Source organism: Vibrio sp. 16 (genome assembly GCF_963681195.1).
GTDB lineage: Bacteria > Pseudomonadota > Gammaproteobacteria > Enterobacterales > Vibrionaceae > Vibrio > Vibrio sinaloensis_D.
The window spans coordinates 877,926-903,596 of the sequence record NZ_OY808998.1; the positions used below are offsets into that span (position 1 = coordinate 877,926).

At 48.0% G+C, this 25,671-nt stretch carries 17 protein-coding genes; 6 read left to right on the forward strand and 11 right to left on the reverse strand.

The window, feature by feature from the left end; genetic code table 11:
• Positions 1–61: 61 nt before the first annotated feature.
• Positions 62–2,770: an HTH-type transcriptional regulator MalT gene (malT, locus tag U9J37_RS18325; RefSeq protein ID WP_043886425.1), complete on the reverse strand. Its 2,709-nt coding sequence runs from the start codon at positions 2,768–2,770 to the stop codon at positions 62–64.
• 551 nt (positions 2,771–3,321) lie between these two features.
• Between malT and U9J37_RS18330 the strand changes: the two genes are divergently transcribed.
• The 6 genes from U9J37_RS18330 to U9J37_RS18355 all read left to right on the forward strand — a co-directional run bounded on the left by U9J37_RS18330 (position 3,322) and on the right by U9J37_RS18355 (position 12,467).
• Positions 3,322–5,775 (forward strand): glycogen/starch/alpha-glucan phosphorylase, encoded by a 2,454-nt coding sequence (locus tag U9J37_RS18330; protein WP_005469337.1) that lies wholly within the window; start codon positions 3,322–3,324, stop codon positions 5,773–5,775.
• Positions 5,776–5,873: 98 nt separating this feature from the next.
• Positions 5,874–8,054, forward strand: a complete 2,181-nt coding sequence (malQ, locus tag U9J37_RS18335) for a 4-alpha-glucanotransferase (RefSeq protein WP_005469296.1) — start codon at positions 5,874–5,876, stop codon at positions 8,052–8,054.
• Positions 8,055–8,320: 266 nt separating this feature from the next.
• Entirely contained in the window at positions 8,321–10,501 is a 2,181-nt protein-coding gene (gene glgB, locus U9J37_RS18340; RefSeq protein WP_005469354.1) for a 1,4-alpha-glucan branching protein GlgB, read from the forward strand.
• A gap of 365 nt (positions 10,502–10,866) precedes the next feature.
• Complete coding sequence (locus tag U9J37_RS18345; protein WP_005469366.1) at positions 10,867–11,508, forward strand: hypothetical protein; 642 nt, start codon at positions 10,867–10,869, stop codon at positions 11,506–11,508.
• 134 nt (positions 11,509–11,642) lie between these two features.
• On the forward strand, positions 11,643–12,071 hold the full coding sequence (locus U9J37_RS18350; RefSeq protein ID WP_005469272.1) for a VOC family protein: 429 nt from the start codon (positions 11,643–11,645) through the stop codon (positions 12,069–12,071).
• Positions 12,072–12,080: 9 nt separating this feature from the next.
• Entirely contained in the window at positions 12,081–12,467 is a 387-nt protein-coding gene (locus U9J37_RS18355) for an SMU1112c/YaeR family gloxylase I-like metalloprotein (protein ID WP_005469196.1), read from the forward strand.
• Here U9J37_RS18355 and U9J37_RS18360 read toward each other — a convergent pair.
• From U9J37_RS18360 to U9J37_RS18405, 10 genes are all read right to left on the reverse strand, one after another.
• Positions 12,464–13,264, reverse strand: a complete 801-nt coding sequence (locus U9J37_RS18360; protein ID WP_005469307.1) for a Cof-type HAD-IIB family hydrolase — start codon at positions 13,262–13,264, stop codon at positions 12,464–12,466. The two genes, U9J37_RS18355 and U9J37_RS18360, sit on opposite strands and share 4 nt — an antisense overlap.
• A 149-nt stretch (positions 13,265–13,413) precedes the next feature.
• Complete coding sequence (locus U9J37_RS18365) at positions 13,414–14,121, reverse strand: zinc metalloprotease (RefSeq protein ID WP_005469235.1); 708 nt, start codon at positions 14,119–14,121, stop codon at positions 13,414–13,416.
• Positions 14,121–14,531 carry a hypothetical protein gene (locus tag U9J37_RS18370; RefSeq protein ID WP_156145087.1) on the reverse strand — a complete coding sequence of 137 codons (411 nt, stop codon included), beginning with the start codon at positions 14,529–14,531 and terminating at the stop codon, positions 14,121–14,123. Before U9J37_RS18370 ends, U9J37_RS18365 begins: the two co-directional genes overlap by 1 nt.
• Positions 14,532–14,723: 192 nt before the next feature.
• On the reverse strand, positions 14,724–15,953 hold the full coding sequence (locus U9J37_RS18375) for an ABC transporter substrate-binding protein (RefSeq protein ID WP_043886428.1): 1,230 nt from the start codon (positions 15,951–15,953) through the stop codon (positions 14,724–14,726).
• Positions 15,954–15,979: 26 nt separating this feature from the next.
• Positions 15,980–17,950: a HAMP domain-containing methyl-accepting chemotaxis protein gene (locus U9J37_RS18380; RefSeq protein WP_005469350.1), complete on the reverse strand. Its 1,971-nt coding sequence runs from the start codon at positions 17,948–17,950 to the stop codon at positions 15,980–15,982.
• A gap of 242 nt (positions 17,951–18,192) precedes the next feature.
• On the reverse strand, positions 18,193–21,639 hold the full coding sequence (locus U9J37_RS18385) for a 1,3-beta-D-glucan phosphorylase, GH149 family (RefSeq protein ID WP_043886430.1): 3,447 nt from the start codon (positions 21,637–21,639) through the stop codon (positions 18,193–18,195).
• A 114-nt stretch (positions 21,640–21,753) separates the two neighbouring features.
• Positions 21,754–22,734: an ABC transporter ATP-binding protein gene (locus tag U9J37_RS18390; protein ID WP_005469059.1), complete on the reverse strand. Its 981-nt coding sequence runs from the start codon at positions 22,732–22,734 to the stop codon at positions 21,754–21,756.
• A gap of 13 nt (positions 22,735–22,747) precedes the next feature.
• The gene (locus U9J37_RS18395; RefSeq protein WP_005469434.1) at positions 22,748–23,701 is read right to left on the reverse strand and encodes an ABC transporter ATP-binding protein; all 954 of its coding nucleotides are present in this window, start codon (positions 23,699–23,701) and stop codon (positions 22,748–22,750) included.
• A complete protein-coding gene (locus U9J37_RS18400) occupies positions 23,698–24,687 on the reverse strand; it encodes an ABC transporter permease (RefSeq protein WP_005469426.1) in 990 nt (329 codons plus the stop codon). The genes U9J37_RS18395 and U9J37_RS18400 overlap by 4 nt, the downstream gene beginning before the upstream one ends.
• An 8-nt stretch (positions 24,688–24,695) precedes the next feature.
• Positions 24,696–25,670, reverse strand: coding sequence for an ABC transporter permease (locus tag U9J37_RS18405; RefSeq protein WP_005469054.1), 975 nt, complete (start codon positions 25,668–25,670; stop codon positions 24,696–24,698).
• Position 25,671 lies beyond the last annotated feature (1 nt).

Sequence of the window (25,671 nt, forward strand, 5' to 3'; positions counted from 1 at the left end):
TTCTACTTTTATGGGTGAGAAAAGCGCAGCGGTATCGCTGCGCTTTTTGTTTCTATTTGAGCTAGTAGCCCATCAATTGAAGCAAGTTTTCAGCGGTTTTGATGGCTTCTTTGCGGTTGGCGATATTGAGTTTTTGGTACAAGTTACGAATGTGAGTTTTAATGGTTGTCCCTGCAACATCCAACTCTTGGGCGATTTGTTCATTGCTAAACCCTGAGTAAATCAGACCCAGCACTTGCCACTCTCGTTGTGTGAGTGGGCTAGTACGAACAAGTTCTGGGATGTTTGGGTGATTAACCAACTTCTCGACGAACTCTCCATCGAAATGTACCGAGCGGCTACGCTGAGTGGTGGAAATGTCCTTCAGCAGTTGCTGAGCTCTGTGACGTTCCAAATCCCCTAGTTCATTCTTGTTATTGAGTTTCTCCAGAATATGGCCAATCTTCGCGCCATCAACCAAGAAGTTGCCCAACATACCCGTCTGATTGGTCAGCGCCAACGCCTGCTTAAGTCTATCTCGGGCTTTCTCTTCGTCCTTGAGAGAAATAGCCAGAACCGCTTCCACAATCAAGTTGCGGTTGGTGTCGGTCAGCAATTCGTTATTGTTTGCTTGTTCCTGTAAGAACGCTAAGGTTTGCTCCGCTTGCTCGAACTCTTCCAGTGCAATCTGCGCGCGGGCAATGTTACGCCATTGCAGTTGAGTAAAGTGGTTACACGCTTGCTCTGGCTTGACGGTGGTGTCCAACCATTGACGAATGGCCTCCAGATCGCCGCGCGCTTGCCAGAATAAAATCAATGACAGTGAGGCGTTCGCTGTCCAATCGACGTGGTAGGTTGACTGTTTCTGCAGATGCACAATTTGGTCGATGAACTTACCCGCTTTGTCGAGTTCCCCTCGGCCAATGGCAATACGCGCCAACATTGAGTAGCTATGTAAGTGCTTACTTGGACTGTGATTCCCTAGGATATCAAGCCCTTTGTATGCGCACTCTTCTGCTTCATCTAATCGGTTCCAGCACCAGAGGATTTGCGCTCGAACACGAAGCAAAAACTCATGCAGGGGAACTTGTTGTAACTGCTGCTCTTCTATCAGTTTGAAGGCATTGTCTTGCACTTCGTACGCGGCTTGAACGTAACCTTGAGCGATCAAGATTTCGCTTTGTTGCAGCATGGCCCATAAGGCTTGGTGGTAGACTTGGTATTGTCTTGCCAGCTTTTCGGTTTGTTGCATCATTGGCAGTGCACGGCTTAAGTGGCCTAATACGTGGTTAACTTCGCCCACAACAGAGGTCGCAACGATACGACTACGATAGACGGTACTGTCGAGTTGGCTCAGTGACAATTCCGCTAGCTCAAGGGCTTTTTCAGGCTCATTCTGGTTAATTGCAACTTGGGCACGTAGTGCGTTGAACTCGCCTTGCTCTTTGGGGCTTAAAACCACGTTAAAGGCTTTCATTTGCGCATCGGCTTTAGAGAGCAAATCGCCAACATCATTGTATCTGTGCTGGCTTTGCGCTAGCCAAGCCTGAAGCATGCACAGTTTCGGTTCGCTGTAGAGTTGCTCAGGGCTGAGCGTCTCAATGGCCTTTTCGACACTTTGCAGCTCGCCGCCATTGAACATTTTCCACCCATATTGCAGCAAGATGTCGGCAATTAACTGGCTATTTTTTGCTTTTTGCGCATGGTAAAGCGCTTGATGAGGAGAAGAGAGCTTCAGCCACGCTTTCGCTGCGGTTTGGTGTAGCTCGGTTTCCTGCTGGGGAATACGCGCAGAGCGTTCGTGCGTTAAGAACTCCGCAAACAGATTGTGGAAGCGATACCAGTTTTGTTCGCCTTCCAGCGGGTGAATGAACAGACCAAAGCGGTTTAACGATTCAATCATGCTCAGCGCATCATCACGCTGGGTGAGGGCAGACACCAACTCATCATTGAAGTGATCAAGGATAGAACACTGGAGTAGGAATAAGCGAGTTTCTGCATCCAGTAAATCAAACACCTCTTCGACAAGGTAATCCCATAGATGAGCATGGTTAAATTCAGAAAATGACTCGGCGGACTGGGCTAAGGTTTTATGCTGATGCTGCGCTTGCAACGCGATAAGTTGCAATGCGGAAGGCCACCCCTCAACGTACGCTCGTAGGTTGTTTGCGGTAATGTCATCAATGCCATCAGCCACACGCTGATTAAAGAATCTTGTGGTCTCTTCGGTATCAAACGCCAACAGCTCGTTGCCAATTTCAATCATCAAGTCACGAACGCGTAAGTTTGCGGTGCCCAATGGAGGCGCGGCGCGACTCGTGACGACAAGCGTTAGGTTGTCTGGCATGTGCTTGAGGAAGAAACGCATGGCTTCGTGGATTTCTTCATCACTGATCAGGTGATAATCATCGAGCACGAGGTAGCACTCTTGATGGAACGCCGACATTTCAGAGAAGACTTCGCCAAACAGAGAATGAAGAGAGGAGAACTGGCGTTTCTCGGCGAGTTTTTGCGCGTTAGGGCAAGCGTTGTTGGTTGCTTTGTTCAATGCTTGTAATAGGTAGTTCATAAAACGGAAAGAGTCGTTGTCACTTTCGTCTATGCTGTACCAACCGACGTTAACTTTGTCCGATAGCCATTGAGCCGCCATCGTGGTTTTGCCATACCCCGCCGGAGAGCGGAAAAGGACCAGTTTGTAGCAAGGGGCTTGTTGCAACAAATCTAAAACTCGCGGACGAACGATAGCATTATGTAATCGACCCGGTCGGGTTAACTTAGAAGGAATCCACATCTTCTTTTCCCTGCTCAATACCCCTAATTGTTGTTATTCACTCTGCTAGGGGTGGTGAATAAATAGCCAATAGGCCTTGTTGACAGCGATGTTACTTGAGAACGAACCCCACAGTTATTGATCAACCACGAGATTTTTGTGTAATTCACACTTTGTTGTTATCTACGCCCCTAAATTGTGACTCTTGTCACCTTTATTGCGAGTTGTGAGTGCGACTTCTATCCTTTGTTGCACCGAAAATGATGAAAACTGAGTAACAGATGAAAACTTAATGTGATCAAGTATACATATCCATCAATTGGTTGTTTTTCTGAACCAACAAGTTTCATAAACAGGATGTAGGGTTAATTCGTTGATGGTGTGATCTCAATCACCAGGGTCTGCGCTCAGGAATAGTGAACTGAGAGTCAGATCACTCTGCTTTGAGGTGTCCTCCCTCTACGCCCTGAGCCCTCCTCCTAATAAGCCGTTTTGGAGGAGGATGTTTTGCTAGCCGTGCCCATGCACGATATGCCTCAGATGAATTAGAACCAATAAGTGAGATTTCTCTAATGAAACCTACGCAACAGACAAGCTTTGATAAAGCGACTTTCCAACATGACGTGAAAATGCACCTTTCAGCAACGTATGCAAAGACCGAAGAGACAGCAACGGCACGTGAATGGTACCTAGCAATGGGTAAGGCGTTAGCAGAGATAACGACACTCGATCTGCTAAAAACGGAACAAGATCCTAAAATCCAAAACGCAAAAAGCGTTAACTACCTATCACTTGAATTCCTCATTGGCCGCTTGACGGGTAACAACCTCATCAGCATGGGCCTTTACGAGCAAATCACTGAAGCGATGGCTGAGCTAGGCCAAAACCTGACGGACCTACTTGAAGAAGAGCGTGACCCTTCGCTAGGTAATGGTGGTTTAGGTCGTCTTGCGGCGTGTTTCATGGATTCATGTGCGGCTCAAGAATTCCCAACTGTGGGCTACGGTTTGCACTACGAGTACGGTTTGTTTAAGCAATCTTTCGAAGAAGGCCGTCAAAAAGAAGCGCCAGACGCATGGCGTGGTGTTGAAGGCTACCCTTGGGAAGTGGCTCGTCCAGAACTGGCACAAGAGATTGGCTTCTACGGTCACGTTGACGTTGAATATGTGAATGGCAAAGAAGTCCGTAAATGGGTACCAGGCATGACGGTAAAAGCGATGCCTTGGGACTTACCAATCGTGGGTTACGAATCAGACACGGTGTACCCACTGCGTCTTTGGGAATGTCAGGCGATTGCTCCATTCTCACTTGCGAGCTTTAACAACGGTGATTACTTTGAAGCGCAGCACTCACTTATCGATGCAGGCAACATCACCAAAGTTCTGTACCCGAACGACAACCACGAGAAAGGCAAAACTCTGCGTCTAATGCAGCAGTACTTCCACTCAGCAGCATCAGTACGCGACATTCTACGTCGTCATGAAGCGGCAGGTTTTGCACTCGCGGATCTTCCAAAGCAAGAAACGATTCAGCTAAACGATACGCACCCAACGATTGCGATTCCTGAATTGATGCGCATCCTTGTCGATGAGAAAGGTCTGTCTTGGGATAAAGCGTGGGAAATCAGCGCGAATACTTTTGCGTACACCAACCACACGCTACTACCAGAAGCATTAGAGACATGGCCAGAGTCGTTGATTCAACGTCTACTTCCACGTCATATGGAAATCATCTTTGAAATCAACCACCGCTTCCTACAAGAAGTTCGATCGATGTGGCCTGGTGATGGTGAGAAGCAAGCGAAGCTTTCTATCATCCAAGAAGGTTTCAACCGTATGGTTCGCATGGCAAACCTATGTGTGATTGGCTCGTACAAAGTGAATGGCGTTGCAGCGCTGCACTCACAACTGGTTAAAAAAGACCTGTTCCCTGAGTTCAATGAGATCTTCCCAGGTAAACTGACAAACGTAACCAATGGTATTACACCACGTCGTTGGTTGAAGTTCTGTAACCCAGGTTTGTCTAACCTCATCTCAGAGAAAATCGGCACAGAATGGCCTGCAAAACTAGAGCTACTTGAAGGCATTGCTCAATACGCGACGGATGCGAAATTCCAAAAAGCATTTATGGCCGTTAAGAAGCAAAACAAACAGCGTTTGGCGGATTGGGTTCAAGAAAACATGGGCATCGAGCTTGATACTAACGCGATCTTCGACGTTCAAATTAAACGTCTGCACGAGTACAAGCGTCAACACCTAGACTTGCTACACATCTTGTCGCTTTACCACCGCATCATTAATGATCCTAGCTTTGAATGTACGCCACGCGTGTGTTTCTTCGCTGCGAAAGCTGCCCCGGGTTACCACCTAGCGAAAGAGATCATTTTTGCGGTCAACAAGGTTGCTGAGAAGATCAACAACGACCCACGTATTGGCAACAAGCTAAAAGTGGTCTTCATTCCTGACTACCGCGTGAGCATGGCAGAGATCATCATCCCAGCGGCAGATGTTTCTCAACAAATCTCGCTAGCGGGTAAAGAAGCATCAGGTACCGGTAACATGAAGATGGCGCTAAACGGTGCGCTAACGATTGGTACGATGGATGGTGCAAACGTAGAGATTCGTGAAGAAGTTGGCGATGAAAACATCTACATCTTCGGTCTAGACGTTGAGGGTGTACAAGCGCTGAAAGCACAAGGTTACAACCCTTACGACTACTACCACGCGGATCCACTGCTGAAAGCGTCGCTTGATTTGCTAACGGGTGATGAGTTCACTCCAGGTCAACCTGGCTTGCTACGAGCAACATTCGATAGCCTGCTTGATGGTGGAGACCCATACCTATGTTTGGCTGACTTCGCATCGTACGTTCAAGCGCACGAAGAGATGGGCAAACAATACCAAGACCAAGCAGGTTGGGCGAAGAAAGCCATTCTCAACACCGCCTTGGTTGGCAAGTTCACATCAGACCGCTCAATTCGAGACTATGTGAACAACATTTGGAAATTAGAGTCAGTAAAACGCTAATTTACTCATAAAGCCAAGACCTTCGGGTCTTGGCTCACTCTTTTAATCTATTAAATACCCTACATTTTGAAGGTATACGCAGTCCTTCGGAGAGAGCGATGAAAGAACAAAACGCATTAAAACAAGTCGCTGAAATGGCAAGAATTGCCGACAGCTACGTAAGCGCGTGGGGAGATGAAGCAAAAGTTGAGGACGAAACGATCCGTCACTTACTTGCGTCTTTAGGCTACGACGTAACCAATGATGAAACTCTTCTACAATCGGCAGAGAAAAAGCATAAGAAAGATGTGCTTGAACCAGTATTAGTAATTCGTGATGGCGAGCCTGTAGAGGTGGCATTGAACTTGGGTGCAAGTGCCCGAGAAAGCGAGTTTAGCTGGCAGCTGGCGACTGAGCAAGGAGAGGTACTTGAAGGCTATCTTCAGTCTCAGATCGTGCGTGATGAGCGCAAAGAGGGTGGCCCTTTAGTGTTTGCACTACCAAGTGATTTGCCTTGGGGTTACCACAAATTGACCGTGACACGTAAGCGTCGCAAGTCGCCATATGAGATGACGCTGATCGTGACGCCAAAAGCGTGTTTCAAGCAAGCAGACATCGAAAACGGCAAAAAAATGTGGGGCCCAAGTGTCCAACTTTATACACTTCGCACTCAGCACAACTGGGGGATGGGGGACTTTGGCGACCTAAAACAGCTGGTTGCGGATATCGCCTCTCGCGGTGGTGATTTTGTTGGCTTAAACCCAATTCACTCACTCTTTCCTGCCAACCCAGAAGGGGCGAGCCCATATAGCCCGTCTTCTCGTCGTTGGTTAAACATCCTATACATCGACGTGAGCTCAGTGCCTGAGTTTTCATTGAGCATTGAAGCGCAGCAAATGGTGGGCAGTGCGGAGTTCCAGCAACGCCTACAAAAAGCGCGTGACTCTCACTGGGTCAACTACACCGAAGTGTCAGAACTGAAAATGAGTGTGCTGCCACTGCTGTTCAATGAGTTTAAGAAACGTCACCTCGACAAAAACAGCGAGCGCGCTCAAGCATTCTTGGCCTTTGTTGAACAAGGTGGCGACAGCCTAGTCCACCAAGCGGCATTTGATGCGCTGCACGCGACGTTGCATGCTGAAGATAACAACGTTTGGGGTTGGCCTGTATTCCCTGAAGAACTGCGTCAATTTGATAATGCCGCAGTGCAGAAGTTTATCACTCAGAACCAAGATAAAGTGCATCTTTACATGTACTTGCAGTGGGTTGCAGACTCTCAAATCAAAGAAGCGCAAGCACTGGCTGAAGAGAAAGGCATGTCTGTGGGGCTGTATCGTGACCTAGCGGTTGGCGTGGCGGACTCTGGCGCGGAAACGTGGGCGGATAATGGCAACTTGATCCTTGATGCCAGCATCGGCGCGCCACCAGATATCTTAGGTCCATTGGGTCAAAACTGGGGCTTACCACCACTTAATCCTCAAGTCTTGAAAGCGACAAGCTACGATGCGTACATCCAGCTTCTGCGTGCCAACATGAAACACTGTGGTGCACTTCGCATTGACCACGTACTTGGTTTGCTGCGTCTATGGTGGATTCCAAAAGGTGAAAACGCGACCAAAGGCGCGTACATCTACTACCCAGTTGAAGACATGCTGGCAATCTTGGCGCTTGAATCGCACCGTCACCAATGTAGTGTGATTGGTGAAGATTTAGGAACCGTGCCGGATGAAATCGTTGAAATTCTTCGTGATGCGGGTGTTCACTCCTACAAGGTGTTTTTCTTCGAAACGTCGGAAGATGACGGTGGTTTTATCTCTCCGGCGCATTACGCTGAGCAATCTATGTCTGCGCTATGTACTCACGATATGCCGACATTGAGAGGCTTCTGGCACTGCGATGACCTTAAAATGGGTCAAGAGCTTGGCTTGTATCCAGACGAAGAACAGCTCAAAGGCTTGTTTGAAGGCCGCTTAGAATGTAAGCAAGGCATTCTAGATTCTGTAGCATGGCACGGTTACCTACCAGAAGGCGTGGGCCGTGACGCTCAGTACGTTCCGATGGATTCATATTTAGCCGAAGCGTTGCAGCTGCATGTGGCTGCGGGCGCTTCAACCTTGCTGAGTGTTCAGTTAGAAGATTGGTTGGAAATGGATCAACCTGTTAACATTCCAGGTACGGTCGACGAGTATCCAAACTGGCGTCGTAAGTTGTCGATGAACCTAGATGAAGTGTTTGCGCAGGAAGGCGTGAACCGTATTGCTCACAAGCTGACAGAAGTTCGTGCTAAGGTAAGCAAATAGTCGCTGCTTTCACCTTTTACATAGAAAAATATCGACTTAGTCACTCTATGTAAAAGCGTAATTCAGTACACTTTCAGAACGCTATTTTAAGCCCGCAATCATATGGCGGGCTTTTTTATAAATTAGAACAATAATATCAACTTAGCCTATGTGATGGTTTCTTTTTGCTTGCTAATACCGTGCCCCAACGGTGAGGGATAGGGACAGAATTCACCCATTCACAGTGCCAAGTCGATACATGAAAGTTCGGTTAGGGAGAGATACATTTGAAAACGGCTATTCTGGACAAAAAAACGCAAGCGTATAACCAGCTTTCTCATGCAACGTTTGTTGACCCATTTTCATTCCTTGGTCCATACCTTGATGCTGACGACGGCGCTATCCGAGTATGGATGCCCGGCGCAGACTCGGTCTCGTTGTTGATTGATGGCGAAGACCCGATTGAATTGACGCGCGAAGATGCGTCAGGCTTTATTCTTGCGGACAAACGTGACTTACATTTCACCCACTACCAACTTGCAGTGCAGTGGGGAGAGACAGAGCAAATCGTCGACGACCCTTATCAGTATCACAATATTTATGCGGAATACGATGACCTGCATACGCCAAAAGAGATGTACAAGCACATGGGCGCGCAGTTCATTACCCTTGAACGTGACGGTAAACAGATCAGCGGTACGCGTTTCTTGGTTTATGCTCCTCATGCAAGCGCATGTAGCTTAGTTGGGGATTTCAACCAGTGGGATGGACGCCGCACACCAATGCAGCGTTTAGATTACGGTATTTGGGGTTTGTTTGTGCCTAACCTGCCGGAAGGGACCCAATACAAGTTTGAGTTGAAAGGACCTAATGGTGAGGGTCTACCGCACAAAGCCGATCCGTGGGGCGCACACTCTGAGCAATTCCCATCGTTTGCATCGTTAACCTATGACCACTCTCGTTACGCATGGCAAGACGAAAAGTGGCAAACCCGCCCTGTCACAGAGAAACGCAAAGAAGCCCTCTCGTTTTATGAATTGCATGTCGGTTCATGGAAAAGGGACGACAACGGCGATTTTCTCAATTATCGCGAGCTGGCCGATGAGTTGATTCCTTACTTGGTGGATATGGGCTACACCCATGTTGAGCTTATGCCAGTTTCCGAGCACCCGTTTTACGGCTCTTGGGGCTACCAACCTGTAGGCTTGTTCGCGCCGACCAGCCGTTATGGTTCACCAGATGATTTTAAGTACTTTGTCGACCAGTGCCACCAAGCGGGATTGGGTGTTGTACTTGACTGGGTGCCAGCACACTTCCCGTCCGATGACCACGGCTTAGCGAATTTTGACGGCACGCCGTTGTTCCATGATCCAGACCCACGACGTGGTTGGCATCAAGATTGGAACTCATACATTTACGATTTAGGTCGTGAGCATGTTCGTCGTTTCCTTGTCTCCAACGCGCTCTATTGGTTCGAACAGTTCCATATTGACGGTATTCGCGTGGATGCCGTGGCCTCTATGCTGTACTTGGATTACTCGCGCAGCCATGACCAATGGATTCCCAATGTCGACGGCGGCAACGAGAACTACGATGCCATTGCGACCTTGAAGTGGATGAACGAAGAAGTTTATAAGTATTTCCCAAATGCGATGACGATTGCAGAAGAATCGACCGCTTTCCCTGGCGTTTCTGCGCCAACCTTTATGGGCGGACTTGGTTTTGGGTTCAAGTGGAACATGGGTTGGATGCACGACTCGCTGTCATACATTCAAGAAGATCCAGTTCACCGCAAGTACCATCACAACACGATTACCTTCCCATTGGTTTACGCGCACAGCGAAAACTACGTGCTTTCGCTCTCCCATGATGAAGTGGTGTATGGCAAAGGTTCCATTCACAACAAGATGCCGGGTGATGAGTGGCAGCAAACAGCAAACTTACGTGCTTACTTAGGTTACATGTACGCGCAGCCGGGTAAGAAGCTGAACTTTATGGGCGCGGAGATTGGCCAAACGGCAGAATGGAATCATGATGATCAACTGCAATGGTTCTTGCTTGAGTTTGAACGCCATCAAGGTGTTCAAGCTCTGACTCGAGATCTCAATAAGCTCTATCGTGATGAGAAAGCGATGCATGAGCTTGATTGCGAGCCATCAGGCTTTGAATGGCGCCTGCAAGATGCCGCTGATGCATCGATTCTGGCCCATGAGCGAATCAGTGAGAGCGGCGAACGCATTCTCGTGATCACGAACTTTACCCCGGTACCACACGAATCATTCAGAGTTGGTGTACCAAATGCGGGGCGTTACGAGCTTCTGCTTAATACCGATTCTTCGGAGTATTGCGGAAGTGGTTTTGAGGTATTGGCAGCGGTCGAATCCGATGAAACTGAAAGTGAGGGCTTGGCTCAATCACTAACGCTTCGTCTACCACCGTTAGCGACTGTGTTTTACAAGTTAACTTAACCTTCTCTAGTAATGCACAATTGTTTAAAGGCCTGACAAAATGTCAGGCCTTTCTGTATAAAGCGGGCAATATTCCACTGGATTGATATCAATATCACCAACTAGCCTTTTATCGTCATAACAGTTCACAGTCTTTGTCGAATTATTCGTCTATATTCCTTTTTGAATCTGCGTCTTACTCTATTTTTGTCTTATATTTGAGAATGCTCTTCGCCCAGTTTGAGTTGGGTTGATATCACAGTTTTGAGCTTTAGAATGGCAAAAAAACAGCGTTCATTGGATCGCCTGTTTAGGGAGCTTTGTTATATCCGACATTTCGATCGGTAAGCGGACACGGATTGTTTTGTCTATTTAAGGTACAAACAATGAAAAAGCTATTATTGCTAGGGCTGTGTACGACACCGGTTCTGGCTTCGGAGTTACAGGTTTCCGTCGATCTTCTTGAAGGAACCTATGTTGGTGAATCTAAGTATTATTACGATACAGAGTACAGTGATTTACCGGGTTTCTATCATGAGCAGAACAGTGTTGAATGGGGAATTGGTTTAAAATACATTCACGATTTTGAAGATTGGGATGTGTTCGCTAAGTTCTCTATGGGCGATTCGGAACTGCGCCATTCACACACATGGGAAACGGGTGCACGTTACCGTCTAAATGAGAGTCATTGGTTTAGTGCTTATTGGAAAGGGACCTTTGCCAAAGAAGAGTACCAAATTGAGGATCGTGTGATTGACCCAGAGCACCAGAACTCTATCACTAATGGTGAATGGGCAATGTGGGCGATTGGACGTTATCAGTACAACCTACAATCACAGTTTGATTTACCTTTATACGTGGGTTTTGAGGCTGCAACGGACTTGAACGATCCAGCGCTGATGCAAGACACGTTAGCGGGTTTTGTCGGCGTTCGTTACGATCAATATTTTGCTGAAGTTAGAGCGGGTGAAGACTTGATCTTTGCGACGTTCGGCTTAAGTTTCGATATGTTTAAAGAGCAAGAATAGTCCGGTTTAGCGGTTCACTTTCGAAATGACAAAAAGCTTCCAAGATGGAAGCTTTTTTTGTCTCTTTGCTGCTGGTTAACAGACACCTATGTTTCTCACCGCTATGATAACCAGACTTAGACAAGGAGAATCAGATGGAACCGAGAATCAGCATCATCACATTGGGCGTGGAAGATTTAGAGCGTTCGTATCAGTTTTACCGCCAACTTGGCTTCCCTTCCTCGAGAACGCCAGAAGATGGCATCATTTTTTTCAAAACTGGTGGGGTCTGCCTTGCCTTATACCCGCTCGCGGCACTCGCAGAAGATGTGTCTGCTGATAAGGCGGTTACGCGAAAAGGTTTCAGTGGCGTGACTCTTGCGCATAACACGCGTTCGAGGGAGGAAGTCGATCAAGTCCTCGCGCTTGCTGTTCAAGCGGGCGCAACCTTGGAAAAAGAGGCGCAAGATGTGTTTTGGGGTGGGTACAGTGGTTATTTCTCTGATCCAGATGGTTATCTGTGGGAGGTCGCGTACGGTGATTGCTGGGAGTTCAATGCCGATGGGTCATTAGTGATTGAGTAGGAGCGATACATGACATTACTCGCGATCCACCACGCGGCAATAATTTGCTCTGACTATCCGCTATCCAAGCAGTTTTACACACAAACTCTGAAACTGAGAGTGGTGGCAGAAAATTATCGAGCTGAGCGAGACTCCTACAAGCTGGATCTCGCGCTTCCAGATGGCAGCCAAATTGAGTTGTTTTCTTTTCCCAACCCACCAGTTCGCCCTTCACGACCCGAAGCGCAAGGGCTTAGGCACTTAGCCTTTACTGTAGAATCGGTGCAAGAGTACGCCGAGTACTTGCGTGAGGCTGGTGTGGAGGTAGAACCCATCAGAATCGATGAGTTTACGGGTAAGCCGTTTACCTTTTTTAAAGACCCAGACGGCTTACCCTTGGAACTCTACCAAGCCTAGTCGAGCAGTTGTTCCTTGATGATCGTGAATACGCCTGCCTCTGCATTGCTCGGTGCAGAAAAGCGAGCCGTTTCTTTCACCACGGGGTGGGCGTTTTCCATGGCGTAGGAGTGATAACTGACTTTTAGCATCTCTAGATCGTTGAGGTAATCACCAAAACTCATGGTTTGCTCGTAAGTAAACCCAAGTGATTGCTGTAAATGCTCAATGGCAGCCCCTTTGGACGCCTTGGCATTCATCACATCAAGCCAAATCTTGGCGCTGACCACCACTTGGTGCGTCTTACCAAAGGCTTGATGAAACGCTGGGTAAACCAGCTCTTCTGAGCCGCCAAAATGACAGATGGCCACCTTGATGAAGTCGTCTTCGACGCTAAGCAGATCGGTAACATACTTACAGCGATGGTAGTATTTGGCGAACTCTTCGATTGCTGCTGAGTCCTTTGTTTCGATATACGCAGACTTTTTGCCGCACAACACGATATGAGCGCCTTCAATGCTACGAGCTAACTGGATGATGCTTTTTATCGAAGGTTTGTCGATTTCGCAGCTGTAGAGCTCTTGCCCTTGGTGCATGACTAAGGTGCCATTTTCGGCGACAAACAGCATGTTATCTTTTACTGGCGCAAAGGTGTCGATCAGGCTGTAGTATTGGCGACCCGAAGCGGCTGCGAATAGGATCCCTTTGTTCTCAAGTTGTTGGTAAATATCGAAGAAATCAGGATTGAGTTGGCTGTTTTCATCGAGCAGGGTGCCATCCATATCGGCGGCGACAAATTTAATATCGAGTTGTGACATAGTATAGAGAGTCAGAGGACACTGTTGATTGGACTTCAGACAGTAAGTTACCTGACTTTATGGAATGCTCAAATGATTTAGTTCAATCAAAGTAAAAATGCCTTATCGAAAGTGACAAGGCATGGAAAGGGGTTTTAAATCAGTTAGCACTATTTTCGTGTCATATCGATCTGTGAGTAATCCACCTGGTAACCAATATCGTCCAACACCGCTAGGGTGATTGGTCGTATATCATTACCGTTTGCCATCACTTCCTGAGTCATAGGTGGAACATGGTTCCCTCTAGGTTCATCCTCAGATTGAATGTCATCGTATAAGTGCCCATTGGTCGAGAAGGGTAAACACGTAAACTGGGTGTTGTAGAGTCGGTTGTAGGTGGCCAGTGCTACGCTGTTGTCTTTACAAAAGCCAGAGCCATTGATCTCATCGATGTGATCCACGATAAATGGGTCTGTGGTGGAGCCAATCCCCAAAATGTGGCCAATCTCATGCAAGATGGTGCCTTTGTAACTCGCGACCTCAAAACTGGGCTGATGGGTATTGATGTGCATCCAAATAACGCCGTATGTTGGAATTTCTAGACCGCTGATCGGCACTGACTCTTCTACTAGGGCTAGGCCATCGGATTCGATCGTATCTGTCACCACAACATCAATGTCTAATGTGTGATGCTCTCTTCCCTCAACGGACTTAACGACCTCAAGCCACTCTTTGGCCGCATCAACATATCGTTGTTTATCTAAACCTTGAAACTCATTGAAGCGAAGGTTAATCGTGATCGATTCATTTTGAACCGAGATGGTGTCCGCGATAGCAGAAAATGAAATAAGACTGGCAAAGAAAATTGTTTTCATCATTAGTAACGAAGTGCTCCGCCTACATAGTAGTTAACGTTGTCATCGATTCCAGAATCATTCTTTTTAACCCCCGTACGAATTTCGAAAAAATTAAATTGATGAGACAGCTCTATGCCATAGACAGGGCTGTATCTATCGTTGCTAAATTTATGATAACCCGCTATCGGAGTGACAAAGAAGTTGTTTACCAGTGGGAAGGACGGTTTCACGTTCAATCCGTAAGAATATTCTGACTCATACTTGGTATACACCAACTCATAACCGAAGCGATCACCGTTAGAGTTTGCAAACTGAAATCCATATTGAACAGAGCCCTTTGAGCCGCTTAACAGGCTATCAACGCCTAAGTAAAGGTTAGTTTGTGCTGCGGCGGGCATTGACAGAAATAGGAGTAAAGCGAGTTTTTTCATTGTTACATCAACGGTTTCTAAAATTTCATCAATAATAAGAGCCGATTTCTCTAACCGCTTCTTTTACTTACAAATCTTACCTCTAGCTTGCAAATCTTACGTATTATTCGACGTTGGTGAGGAAGCAAAAAAGCCCTCTTTGGGGCTTTCTTGCTTAGTGACAGAAGTGGGGTGATTAAAGACAGGCGCGGGTTATGGTTTGTACCATCCGTCTAAGCCCGTTTGCAATCGACTGGTCGCATCTTGAGGAGACAAGGTGCCGTTAATTACGCCGACACTGGTTTCCCAAATTTCCAGCTCTAAACTAGGCGTTCCTCGATTAAGGATTTGATAAGAGTTACGAATTGTCGAGTCACAAGTATCACGCCATGCAAGCATTTCTTTTGCTGTTGGATCTTCCACTTCAATGAAGTGGTTTGATAGCGAGAAGAAGCCTGGCAGCGCGTTTGTAAATAGCTCCGCAAACTCTTCACTGGCCATCCACTGAATCAAGGTTTTCGCATCTTCTGGGTTTGAACTCTTGGCATTGATGCCAATACCAATATCGGTATGGTCACTGATGAAACAATCATCGCCTTTATTGGCAACGGTGGGGCGGAAGACACCTAAATCAATCTTGTCTTTGAAGGCTAAAATATCCCAAGACCCAGCAGGATAAACTGCCGCGTTACCACCACCAAACATAGCGATTGCATCGTTATAGGTTCGGGTCTGATAACCGTCACCCATGTATTGTCCCCACATGGCGAGTTGGTTGAAAACATCAACATATTCAGAGTTGGTCAGTTTGCCATCCCCTGACAGCAGCGCGAAACGCCCATCTTCCCCTTGCCAGTAGTTTGGACCAATGTTTTGAAAGCCCATGGTTGCAGCTTCCCACTTATCGTTGGTTCCCATTGCGAGCGGGGTATATTTGCCACTTGCTTTCACTTTGCCCAGAGCGGCATAAAATTCCTCATTGGTGGTCGGCGGTGTGATTCCTAACTCTTTAAAAATCGATTTGTTGTAGAAGAAGCCGTGGATAACGGAGGCCAGTGGCAGACAGAAGGTGACAGAGCCGTCGTCGGTTTGCCAAGCTGACTGAGCGAATGATGGAAAGTTTTCCATGCCATCAATATCGGTGAGGTCGACAAGGTTGTTCTCTTGATAGAGCTTTAAAGAATCATCGAAGGGGCGACAAGTGATAATATCGCCAGCATTGCCCGCTGCAAGTCTTTCATTTAGCGCGGTATTGTAGTCGGTGGCGGGCGTGTGTTTGTAGGTCACGGTAATGCCGGGATGTTTGGCGTTGAACGCTGGGATAATGGTTTCATTCCAGATTTTTCCGTCTTCTCGCCAGCTCTCGATCACGAGATTTCCAGCGCTGACTAAGCTAGGGAAGCAGCACGTAGCTACCAGTAAGGCTATCGGTTTTGCTCTCATATGAAGTTCCTTTATTTTACCGCGAGTTAGACTTTGAATCGCTTCACTAGGGTTCGTTGGTTCTGCGCTAATTGCGCCAGAGCGTCACTGACCGATGCAGCACCCTGTGCTTCGACCTCAGTTTTCGACGCAATCTCTGAAATTTCGTTGATACTTTGAGCAATTTCTTGGCTCACTTTTATTTGTTCTTCAGACGCGTGAGCGACTTGAATGCTCATCTCTTTGATGGTTCCCATTCGTTCGACAACGGTTTGGAGCGTTTTGTCTGTCACTCTATTTTGCTCAACACACTGCTCGGTTTTTTCTTGGCTGGTGTTCATGACGCTAACCACTTCGTCTGAACTTGATTGCAGCCGCTCTATCATGGCTTGAATCTCAACGGTCGATTGTTGGGTGCGATTGGCCAGCGTTCTGACTTCATCAGCGACAACCGCAAATCCTCTGCCGTGTTCGCCCGCTCGAGCCGCTTCTATGGCGGCATTGAGCGCGAGTAAGTTGGTTTGGTCAGCGATGTCACGAATCACATCCAGTATGCTGCCAATGTTGCCGGAGTATTGATCCAACTTCTTGGTAATGTCGGTTGCGGTGTTGATGGAATCTAACAGCTCCTCGACCAGCGTTAGTCCACTTGCCACTTGCTGGCGACTCATCAGGGTACTCTCGTTTGCCTGTTCGACTTCGTTTTGTGATTGCTCCGTTGACCGATGCACTTCAGTCACACTGGTTTCCATTTGTGAAATTGCTGCGGCGACCATGTCGATTTGTTGAACTTGGGACGAAACTCGGCTCATGGTGGAATCACTGATTTGCGAGGCTTTGGTTGCTTGCGTTGCCAAGTCTTTTGAACCTGTGTTGATTTGGCTAAGTAAGTGCTTCATTTCGCCGACCAGTTTGTCGATAGAGTGGGAGAGTTCGCCGAACTCACAGTTAGACTCATAACGGACTTTGTGGGTCATGTCCCCTTCGCGCATCAAACGCAACACGCGGTTGATAAGAGTGAGTGGTGTGTGAATGGCTTTGGCGGTGAGATAGCCAATAAGCATAGCTACAAGCGCAGAGATTACAGTGAGGATCACAATTAAACGCTCAGCAGAATAGACTGACTGCTCAGTGGCGGTTTTGGCGTTGTCAACCGCGGTCAAAGCATTGTCAGCGAGGCGATCGAACGCTTTCTCTAAGGTGCGTGACTTTTGTTGAACTTGTCGAATAAGCGCTCGAATCTCTTCTTGTTGATTTTTTACCGTGAGCATTAAGGGCAGCATGCCTTTTTCTGACACGCCGGCGATTTTTAGTTTTTCAACCACAGTGTCGAACCGTTTGATTAGTCCTGCGCTGAGTTTGACGTTTTGTATCCCTTCCTTCGCTAGGGTGGTGTTGCGATTGAAGTTATCGATCAGCTTGACCAGATCCATATCGGGGTTGGCGGCTCGCAGTGTTCTAAGGTCTCGCTTTATGCCGCTGGTCAGGCGGTCGACTTTGTTGCTCTGCGAGCGGCTTTTACTGAGCTTTGTGAGCAGCTGTTGGGTGACTCTTTGAAAAGCATCTTCAAATTTCACAAACTCTGCCTGAGCGAGATAGAGATTCTGCTGAGCATAAAGTGATTCATTATGCAGGTTCATGATGCGTTGGGCATCTTTATAAAAGGAGGAGGTGAGTGAGGCAATGTTGCCACTGGATGTCGACTGCTCATCGTTGAGTTGTTTGAAAATCGACTCAAACTCCTTTCGCTCGTTGTCAAACGACGCTTTGATGGCTGGGAGCGCGTCAATATCTTCAAAAGTGAGGTACTCGAGTAGCAATCGTTGACTGTTCAAAATAGAGGTACGAAGCTGTGAACTTTTCACCAACTGGGGGGTTGCGATTTGCGTAATCGAGCCGATATTGGCATCGACTTTGGTGAGGTTAACGTAACTGAAAACGCCTAGCGCGGCTAAGAGGATAAACATACCCAAATAACCAAGAATCGTTCTTTGAACAATGTTGAGCGGTATTTTCATCGGTTCATTTACGCCTAGTAAGGAAACTAATAATAAACCTAGACCAAAAGCAGTAAATCTGCTGTTGGTTATCGTCTTTTCGTTTAATTGATAGAGAGGCTAAAGGGTAGCTTTGAGGGTAATTGCTTGTTTTATATTGGGTTTAAAATATTAGCTTTCACTAAAGTTTGCGTTGATAAAAAAGCGAGCCACCCAGTTCTCCCCCGAATAACTGGATGGCTCGCGAAGCTAACTCGTGACGATTATTGAGTTAGAAGTTGGTGTTTTGGAATACACACCTTTATTTTTTTAATCTGATTATCACGCTCAAACAGATGCTGGCTTATCGATTCGCTCAGCAGTAAGCCCTCGATGTTTTCAACCTTCCCATCTGTGAAGAAGCAGGTGATGGTTGCACGGTCTGATAACTCATAAACAAAAGGCACTTGGCAGTAGGTAAATGCCAACTGATTCTCATCAACTTTGTAGCTGCATCGCTCACCCAACACGTTCAAACAATCAAACTGAGTCGCTTGAGAGAGAAACTCTTGTGGAGATAGCAGTGTTGGGTTGATGCCAATTGCCCCATTTTCCACTTCAATCCCCAGTTCTGTGAATCGAGTGATGACCTCTTCTTTTACCTGACCAGTCATCCCCGGCTGCTGAGCGCCCGCTTGTTTTGGCGTATGGGAGTACGGATCGGTTGGGAAGGCGCCGTAGTTATCTGGCGTTTTATTGAACCCAATACCGGCACGAACTTGATAATAGTAGTGCGCTAATTGAGCGGTTTCTTTACTGCTCGGATCGAGATCGCGCGCGGCGAGATAGTTTTCCTGCACCGCCAGAAGCAGTTTTGACACCATATGCCAGTAGATACAGCCCAGACCTTCATAGCCAAACATGGTGCCAGAGCGCCCAGTAAAGGCTTTATGATTGAAGACTTGTTCATAGAGGTTATGAACCGCCTCTTTCGCTTCTTCCGTCAGTGCTTTGTACTGATTGCTATCGATGCTGTTGAGCGCCGCAGCAAGGAACTCGGCATTTTCAAAAGCGGGGTTGAAGTGGACCGCGCCTGTTGCATCTTGATTCACAATGCGTTGGTCTCCCGCTTTGAGCATGGCAGACAACAGTGGTGATTGGGCAATCTGGTCCGCAGTGATTTGGTTTTTCTCCATGAAGCTTGGCAGATCGCGATCTGGGTAGAGCATAAAGCTGCGTTGATCGTCGCGATACATTTCGCTGGCAAAGAGGTTATCCAGCAAATTGACCGCCTCCTTCGGTGAAAGTACGCCTGAGCTGAGCACCGCGACTTGACCTTCAAGCATCGGGTACAGCTCTTCAATATTAAGAGTTTCGCCGCTGTAGGTGACAATGTTGTAGGCGTTGTACAAACCGTCTTGGCGTAAGTTGCTTTGAATGCTGGAGTCGAGCACATCTAGGCTGGTGGCCAGCATGTCGGAAATTGCGCTCACCTCGACTTGAGTCTTACCCGAGAAACCTTTCATGCGGTAGACGCGGCTGCGGTAGAGCTCAAACGCTTTCTCTAGCTGGGTCAGAATGGCTTTGCGCGTTTGGCGAGTTACGGTTTCTTGGCGAATCTCTTTGCTCGCGTCTTGCAGCACTTTATGAATCGAAAGCATCCAGTCGAACACTTCTTTCGACATGGAGATCGAATTCGGTGCCGATTCCAGCAGCGCTTGGGTAAAGGCGACGTAGCGACGCATGTAGTAGAGCGTGACCATGGATAAGCCGTTACCCACGATGGCATTGTTGGCATCGTTCCATTCCGGACGTTGAGTGTTCAGCCAAATACCGCCATCGAGCACGAGGTTGCTGAGTTTTGACAGCAGCGGAACCAAAATCTTTTCCGTCAAGTTGACCATGTAAACCTCATCGCCACCTTCCACGAGCAAGCGACCATCGCTGCCGAGCGCTTCGACACGTTGTTCAATCTCGTGTTGCAGCTCTTGGTCAAATGAGACCGTATCCTTCGGGTTCGCGAAGAGCTGCTCAACAGAACAGAGCTTGTAAGGGACGTTCGCGTAGCTGTAGATGTCGCTCGACAGTTGTTCAGTCAGCTGCGCACCCTGATACTTTTTCGCCAGCTCAAGGAACTTGAGTAGGTAGATGATCTGGTGATCACCCCAGTAGCCGATGTTGCTCCAAGGATCGTCAGGCTCAAGCAGTTCCCAGTCGATGCCATCTTTCGTAATGCGGTAAGGGTTGTAGCCATCAATGGTTGAGGCATTCACAAATTTAGCGATAAAGGATTGAATGAAACCAGGGTAGCTCAAAGCGATGGCTTCCCAGTTCTGGAAAATATCACGCCAGTTACCTTGATATGAAAGTAAGCGCTCACCATTTTCATCTTTGAGTTTGATTTCGTAGTGGTTCCAAGGACGACTCGGGTCACCGTGGCGACGACCAAACGTCAGCGGCAAGTACTCGTAACTGAGGCGGATAAGCTGTGGGTCTTGGCTGTTTTTCGCAGCAGAGATGAGCTCGGCGTGAGTAAAAGAGTCGGGCAGGTCGGCGAAAAAAGCGCTGTGTTTTGCGACTACTTTTCGATTGGCGTTGCGCAGCGTCTTGAGTACATCTTGCTTATCTAAGTCGTAGTTGTTTTCAATCACACCGCCGCGCATGTTGTTAAACAATACGTTCGCATAGTGGTGAACGCTGGTGTTCTCTTCGTTGGTCAATTGCCAAGCGTCCGCGCCCGACATCAACTTAACTAAGTCATTTTGGTTGTCGGCGATGCTTTGCTCAACGTTTAATCGCAGATCCGCAGGTTTGTCTAACAGGCTAATAAGTTCGCTGACCGCTTGATGATTCTTGTCGATGTCAGCAACGATCAACCAGCCTTGTTTTTCACTTGGAGCAAGAGAAAGTGTTTTGTGGATCAGATAGCTGCCGCGTACGCCTTTTGTTAGTGGCTCACTGTTGATTGATTGGCCTTGGCGAAACGCGTTCACTTGTTCGCTGCTCAGTAACAGCTGGTGGTCTCCCTGATCAAGCGCAAAGACGGTGGTCGCAAGGAGAGATTCGGCAGGCTCTGCGCGATCACTCAGTTTGGCGTACATGGTGTAAAGCGCAAGCGAGGACGCTTCAACTTGTTCGTTCCATTTGTAGGCATCGACCAAAGCGCTACGAGTTTGCAATGCCTGCAAAGGCGCCCCAGACGGCAGCAGGTTTTGTACTCCGTCGAGCACATCCATGTCACAAGTTTGGTCACTCAGGTTGGTGAACTCACACTGACGCACAAACCCGAAACGCTCACTCGAACTCCAGCGGTAGCTGAATTTCAGTTGCAGAGAGTGGTTTATCTCTTCAAATACGATCTTGTCCCCGATGGTATTTTTGTAGAGATTACGCTCCGTTTGGTACAGACCATTGTGGTGTGGGTTAAACGGTTCCCAGAGCATAACGCCGTTGTCTTGTTTGACTCGAACGATGGTTTTTGAGCCAGTGTTATCGGCACTCTCATGAATGTGATCGACCGAGCGGTAAGGGAACAACGCATTTTCCGGGCGAATGCGACCTGCCGAAAGCGCCCCCGTTGATGAGATAAACAGCCAGTGATCGCTGGCAGAAACCACACTGATAAAGAAGGGTTTCATCTGGTCAACGTTGCTGATTTTGTAAAATCGCTCACCGTCTAAGTTAACGAATTGACCGCCAACGGCTAAGTGAGATGGAGTAGCAAAAGTCATAATTTTTTCCTTGATACCTACATTTCGCTGATTTTGAGCAATAAGAACCGTAGCCAAGCTGTGAACCCGGTTCTTTAAGCTTAGAGCGAAATGTCTGTTTAAATCTGTTTATCGTTATAGGTGATGGCAGCGCGCGTAATGGTCAGGCCCGACTTGGGTTGGCTCGGGCACGGACTGGGTACATTGCTCGGTCGCTTTTAGGCAGCGACTGGCAAACGGACAGCCGACACTGCTGGGTTTCCACAGTGGGATGCCACCTTTTTTCGCCATCAACTCGCGTTTTCCTGAGTTGCCCACTTCCGGTACAGCAGAAAGAAGTAACTGCGAGTATGGATGCTGTGGATTTTGCGTCACGCTGTCGCTGTTTCCCCATTCCACCATGTGCCCGACGTACATCACGGCGGTCTTTTCCGCGAAGTAACGCGCGGTAGCGATATCGTGGGTGATGTACATAAATGAAATGCCGTGTTTGTCTTTAAGATCTGACATCAAGTTCAAGATGCCGAGTCGAACCGACACATCGAGCATTGAGATTGGTTCATCGGCAAGGATGACCTCAGGGTCGACCGCAATCGCGCGGGCAATCGCGACACGTTGGCGTTGACCGCCACTTAGCTCATGTGGGTACTTTTCTGCCGTCTCTTTTACTGGTGACAGACCAACCAAGTCGAGTAACTCATACACCAGTTGTGGGATCGCTTCTTTGCTCGCACGATTGTGAATCATCAAAGGGCGAGCGATGTGATGATAGATGGTATGAACAGGGTTTAATGAGCCAAATGGGTCTTGGAAGATCATCTGCACTTGGCGTGCGTATTCAAGCTCACCATGCTCTTTGATGTACTCGCTGAGCTCTTGGCCTTTAAACTCAACATTACCTCCAGTTTTATCATAGATACGAGTTAAGACCCGTGCGCCAGTACTTTTTCCTGAGCCAGATTCACCAACAATGGCCAGTGCTTCGCCTTTACGCAGCTCAAACGATACGTCGTTTACGGCGCGCATTAGATTGCTTTTCACTGACTGACCGAGTGGAAAGTCTTTGACCAAGTTTTTCACCGAGAGAATGATCTCAGGATTGGTTGCGTTTTCCATGTTTTCTCTCCTGTTAAACAAGGTGGCAAGAGACTAAGTTGCCGTTGTTGACACGCGCCAATACAGGTTCTGCCTGTTTGCACTGGGCAAAGCAGTCGTTGCATCGTTCTTGGAAGTTACAGCCTTGCGGAATTTGCAGTAAGTTCACTGGGTTACCCGGGATGCCGTACAAGCGCTCTTTTGGTCCGTGAATGGTTGGGAAGGACGAAATCAGCCCTTTGGTATAAGGATGCTGAGGGTCACCAAAGACGTTCTGGGCATCGCCAAGTTCAATCAGGTTGCCTGCGTACATCACGCCAATTCGGTCTGCAATTTCACCCATCAAGCTCAAGTCATGGCTGATGAACAGAATCGAGAAACCAAATTTGCTCTTAAGCTCATACAGCTCGTTAAGGATTTCGCGCTCGACCACCACATCAAGCGCGGTGGTTGGCTCGTCCATAATGATCAGTTTTGGCTCAAGGGCTAACGCGACGGCGATCACCACGCGTTGACGCATCCCGCCACTTAATTGGTGTGGGAAGCTCGCCATACGGTCACCATGAATACCCACCACGTTCAGTAGCTCTACGGCACGGTCATACGCTTGTTTGTATGGAATCTTACGGTGAGCAAGAATGACGTCGGTTAACTGCTCGCCAATGGTAATCACAGGGTTGAGCGAGTTCATCGCACTTTGAAACACCACCGAGACGTCGTTCCAACGGAATTTACGTAGTTGGCGATCATTCATCTTCAACACATCTTGGCCGTTGTAGATGATCTCACCCTCGGAAATTAGCGCGGGCGCTTTGTGCAAACGAGAGATCGCAAACGCGAGGGTGCTCTTGCCGCAGCCAGATTCGCCTGCAATACCTAAGGTTTCACCTGGTGCAATCGACAGGCTGACGTTGTTTACCGCGCGAGCTACGCCATTTGGAGAGACATAGTCAACGCATAGATTATTGATTTCTAGTAACTTGCTCATCTTAGACCTCGGCGTTTATCGGCTTCTTTTTTCAGTTTGTGCCACAGCTTGATGTGCGGGCCGGTACGAAGTTTCGGGTTGCTCACTTGGTCAATCGACATATTGACGAGCGCAAGCGCACCGCCGGTAATTGCCAATGCCATCGCTGGTACCAGCATTTCCCACCACGCTCCGGTGTACAGCGCTGACGAGGTTTGTGCCCAGTAGAGCATGGATCCCCAGCTCACTTCGGTTGCATCACCCAAACCGAGAATGCCTAGCCCCGCTTCTGAGCCCATTGCGTAGATCACCGTACCTAGGAAACCGCCAAACACAATCGAGACAAGGTTCGGTAGGATCTCAACGAGGATGATGCGGATTTTGGATTCGCCCATCACTTCGGCAGAGATGATGAACTCCTTATTACGAATCGCCATGGTTTGCGAGCGTATGACCCGCGCGCCCCACGGCCAGGAGGTGATCCCGAGGAGGATGGTTATCACCAGAGACCCGACTTGACCTAAGAAAGCGGCCAGAACAATCAACAATGGCAATTGAGGGAAGACCAAAAAAACATTGGTTAGAAAGTTCAAACGGTCATCAATTTTTCCACCAAAGTAGCCTGATGACACGCCAATGATCACCGCAAGGCTCATGGCAATGATGCCCGCAGAGATTGCCACGGTTAACGATTTACGTGCGCCATAGAGCACTTGGCTGTAAACGTCGCGTCCGCTACGAGTGGTGCCAAGCACATGCTCTGCGTTGGGGGCGACATGTGGTCTTGCGACCCGTTTTTCTGGGTTATGCGTGGCCAATACTGGAGCAAAAATAGCGCCAGCCAACACAATAGAGAGTAACAGGCCGCCAATGATGGCTGGTGGGTTGCCATAAAAGAAAGCGTACACTTTGCCGAGCGATTTCTTGATTCGTCGCCACGAAAACTTTGATTCACGTTTTGTCAAAGCGTGGGCGGACGATGAAGTCGTGTTAATGAGTTTGTCCATGATGCACCTTAATTCGAAATACGTGGATCGAGCCAAACGTAGAGTAAATCAGCGATGAAATTCGCAGTCAGAACCGCTGACACCAGAATGAGTAGAATGGCTTGAATAAGTGGGTAATCGCGCGCCACAATGCCTTTTAGCAAGATGTTGCCAAGCCCTTGGTAGTTAAATACCACTTCGGTCATGATCGAGCCTGCAAACGAGAAACCAATCGCCATCGCAATGGCTGTTGCGACAGGAAGGATGGCATTGCGTCCAGCATAGCGAGACATGACGCGGTAGCTGCTTAACCCTTTCGCTTCCGCCATGGTGACGTAATCTTCGCCCAAGACGTTGATCATCGCGTTACGCATGTTAAACACCCATGTTGAGATTCCGACGATCACCATCGAACCAACGGGTAATACGGCGTGTTTCGCGACACTGGAGATAAACTCCCACGTAAAGCCGGGGTCGAGTGCTGGGTCATAGGTGTAGGCGAGGGGAAGCATCTCGAGTTTTAAGCCAAAGAAGTAAAACAGCAGCAGCGCAGTAACGATGTAAGGGAAGTTACTGATGAACGCGAGAACCGGTGGTACTACCTGACCAAAAAAGCCTTCGCGTCGGTAAGAGGCATAAGTACCAATACTGACACCGATGATAAGCGCGACAATCAAAGAGCCCAAGGCTAAGAACATGGTCCAAGGTAGGGCATTGGCGATCACTTCAGAGACACTCACAGGGAACATCAGAACGGAAGGGCCAAGATCGAGGGTAAAAACACTTTTTATGTAAGCGATGTATTGCTCGAAGATGTTGCCATCCACAAAGCCATACATTTCGCGCACCGCGTCCATTTGCGCAGGATCCATTCGACCTTGAGCTGCAGCAAACAAGGCATCCACGGGATCTCCGGGCATTAACCTTGGCAACATAAAGTTGAAGGATATGGCGATAAGAAAAGCGGTGAAATAAAAGCCAAATCGGCGAACTAAAAACGACATA

Excerpts from the sequence above, each read along its gene's own strand:
- U9J37_RS18405 (WP_005469054.1), bottom strand. The coding sequence starts at position 25,670 with ATGTCGTTTTTAGTTCGCCGATTTGGCTTTTATTTCACCGCTTTTCTT.
- U9J37_RS18350 (WP_005469272.1), top strand. The coding sequence starts at position 11,643 with ATGGAACCGAGAATCAGCATCATCACATTGGGCGTGGAAGATTTAGAG.
- U9J37_RS18355 (WP_005469196.1), top strand. The coding sequence starts at position 12,081 with ATGACATTACTCGCGATCCACCACGCGGCAATAATTTGCTCTGACTAT.
- U9J37_RS18345 (WP_005469366.1), top strand. The coding sequence starts at position 10,867 with ATGAAAAAGCTATTATTGCTAGGGCTGTGTACGACACCGGTTCTGGCT.
- U9J37_RS18365 (WP_005469235.1), bottom strand. The coding sequence starts at position 14,121 with ATGATGAAAACAATTTTCTTTGCCAGTCTTATTTCATTTTCTGCTATC.
- U9J37_RS18395 (WP_005469434.1), bottom strand. The coding sequence starts at position 23,701 with ATGAGCAAGTTACTAGAAATCAATAATCTATGCGTTGACTATGTCTCT.
- U9J37_RS18375 (WP_043886428.1), bottom strand. The coding sequence starts at position 15,953 with ATGAGAGCAAAACCGATAGCCTTACTGGTAGCTACGTGCTGCTTCCCT.
- malT (WP_043886425.1), bottom strand. The coding sequence starts at position 2,770 with ATGTGGATTCCTTCTAAGTTAACCCGACCGGGTCGATTACATAATGCT.
- U9J37_RS18380 (WP_005469350.1), bottom strand. The coding sequence starts at position 17,950 with ATGAAAATACCGCTCAACATTGTTCAAAGAACGATTCTTGGTTATTTG.
- U9J37_RS18370 (WP_156145087.1), bottom strand. The coding sequence starts at position 14,531 with ATGAAAAAACTCGCTTTACTCCTATTTCTGTCAATGCCCGCCGCAGCA.
- malQ (WP_005469296.1), top strand. The coding sequence starts at position 5,874 with ATGAAAGAACAAAACGCATTAAAACAAGTCGCTGAAATGGCAAGAATT.
- U9J37_RS18385 (WP_043886430.1), bottom strand. The coding sequence starts at position 21,639 with ATGACTTTTGCTACTCCATCTCACTTAGCCGTTGGCGGTCAATTCGTT.
- U9J37_RS18330 (WP_005469337.1), top strand. The coding sequence starts at position 3,322 with ATGAAACCTACGCAACAGACAAGCTTTGATAAAGCGACTTTCCAACAT.
- U9J37_RS18390 (WP_005469059.1), bottom strand. The coding sequence starts at position 22,734 with ATGGAAAACGCAACCAATCCTGAGATCATTCTCTCGGTGAAAAACTTG.
- U9J37_RS18400 (WP_005469426.1), bottom strand. The coding sequence starts at position 24,687 with ATGGACAAACTCATTAACACGACTTCATCGTCCGCCCACGCTTTGACA.
- U9J37_RS18360 (WP_005469307.1), bottom strand. The coding sequence starts at position 13,264 with ATGTCACAACTCGATATTAAATTTGTCGCCGCCGATATGGATGGCACC.